This window comes from Candidatus Methylomirabilis sp. (genome assembly GCA_036000645.1).
Taxonomy (GTDB): Bacteria; Methylomirabilota; Methylomirabilia; order Methylomirabilales; family JACPAU01; genus JACPAU01.
In genome coordinates this window covers 1-2082 of the sequence record DASYVA010000185.1, presented here as the reverse complement: position 1 = coordinate 2082, position 2082 = coordinate 1, and the positions used below count along the sequence as shown (strand labels likewise).

Genomic DNA, 2082 nt, shown 5'->3' with positions numbered 1-2082 from the left:
GAAACCCCTTTCCCGCGCGCGCTTTAGGCCCCGCTCGACCATGACGTCCCCCTCCGGATGCAGGCGGCCCATGCGTCTTGGCCGCCCCCCCTCAGGAGTTTTCTCCCCCTGGAAATCCAGCATTCGCCCGATTGCCCTTCCCCGCCCCCCCGCCTACCGTCTGTAAGGGTACGCCTCTTCGGCTGGCATCGAGAGGAACCGGAGAGGGGTGCGATGTGGAGCGGACGAATCTGCTGGAGGCAATCCTGTGGCGCTACGGCTGGATCTGGCACCGACGCGGTACAGGGTTCGCTGCGTCTTCTGTCGCTGCGAGCACGAAAGCGAATACTGGGATGAGCTCGAGGCTGAAATTCTCCGGTGTCGGGATGAGGCACCCTCCTGGAAGCGGGGCGACTTGGACTCATACAGGGAACCACTGCTCCGACCCATTAGCCCGGAAACTTCCGCGTTGATGGCAGCTGCCGCTGAGCGCGGGCCTCGTGATGGCGGCTCCGTCTGATCGCGGGCCTCGCCCTGTCCCCGACATTCCTCCCCAACAGGGGTGCCCTGACTGACCTGCGTTTCCTTCGCCCGGGAGAGATGTGGCCAGCCGAAGGTGGGGCCCGAGAGGCCTGGGGCAGACCCTTGCGACCCTCTTCCAACCTTGCTAGAATACGCGCGTTTTCCCCCGGTTGGCCCGGGGGAGCTGGACGGGACCCCATGGCTCGGTTCCTCTGCAGGCTGGCCAGCCCCACCGGCGCAGTCCTCGACCGGGAATGCGAGGCCGAGGACGCGGCCGCCCTCCGCCAGCAGCTCGAGCGCGAGGGCTACTACATCTTCGGAATCCGCCCCAAGGCGGCTGGTCGTGCCCTGCGCCCCTTTTCCCGACGCCGCCGGGTCTCGCGGAAGACGCTCCTCGCCTTTTCGCAGGAACTGCTGGCTCTGCTGCGCGCCGGCCTTCCCATCATGGCGACCCTCGATCTGCTGATCGGCCGGGCGACCCACCCGGGGCTCCTGGAGACCCTCCAGGCGATCCGGGAGGATGTTCGGGGAGGAGCCTCCCTCTCGGCCGCCGCGGCCCGCCACCCGCGGGTCTTCCCCCCCCTCTTCGTGGCCTCGGTCCGGGCGGGAGAGCAGAGCGGCGCACTGGTCGCCACCCTGGGGCGGTTCGTCACCACGCTCAAACACTTCCTCGCGCTCCGACAGAAGGTCTACAATGCGCTCATGTACCCGAGCGCCCTCGTCGTCATCACCGGAGCGGTCATCCTGTTCTTGCTGACCTTCGTCGTTCCCACCTTCTCCCGCATCTATGACGATTTCGGCGCTCGCCTGCCCCTCCCAACCCAGCTCCTGGTGACGACCACGCAGCGGATCCGGGCCGACTGGCCCCTCCTGCTCGCCGCGCTGCTCGCGGCCGGGTTCTACTTTGCCTGGTGGCGCCGGACACCCGGGGGTCGCGCGACCCTGGACCGTCTCATCCTGCACCTGCCCTGGGCCGGGAAGGTGCTGCACCGGTATGCCCTCTCCACCTTCTGCCGGAGCCTGGCCGCCGTCGTGGGAGGGGGGACCCCGGTCGTCCCCGCCCTGGAGGTGGCGGCGGGCGCGGTAAGCAACGCCCACGTGGCCGCCCGGATCCGGACGGCCATCCCCCTGGTCGTAGGGGGGAGTAGCCTGGCCCGGGCATTGCAAGAGACGGGGGTTACGAGCCCCATGATGGTGGAGATGGTGGCCGTGGGGGAGAGTACGGGGGCCCTCGAGGAGATGCTGGGGCACGCCGCGGACGCCTCGGACGAGGAGGTGGACCTCCGGCTCTCCTCGATGGCCGCGCTGCTGGAGCCGGTGATCATGGCCGCCATGGGGCTCGTGGTGGCCACGATCGTCATCGTGCTCTACCTGCCCGTGTTTCATCTGGTTTCCATCATCCGGTAGGAGTCCGGCATGCGAGAGGGCGCGACCGCGCGATTGCACGAGCTGCTGGTGACCGAGGGGCTCGTCCCCGAGGCGGCGGCGGCCACGCTCGCCCGGGAGAGCAACGGGGACGTCCAGGCCTTCCTGGACCTCCTGGCGGCCCGCCACCAGGTCGCGGCCTCCCCCCTCGCCCGC

At 69.2% G+C, this 2082-nt stretch carries 1 protein-coding gene; it reads left to right on the top strand.

The genetic code is table 11. The annotated features are described in order from the left end of the window. The first annotated feature begins 699 nt into the window (after window positions 1-699). Window positions 700-1908, top strand: coding sequence for a type II secretion system F family protein (locus tag VGT06_10335; GenBank protein ID HEV8663518.1), 1209 nt, complete (start codon window positions 700-702; stop codon window positions 1906-1908). Window positions 1909-2082: the final 174 nt, after the last annotated feature.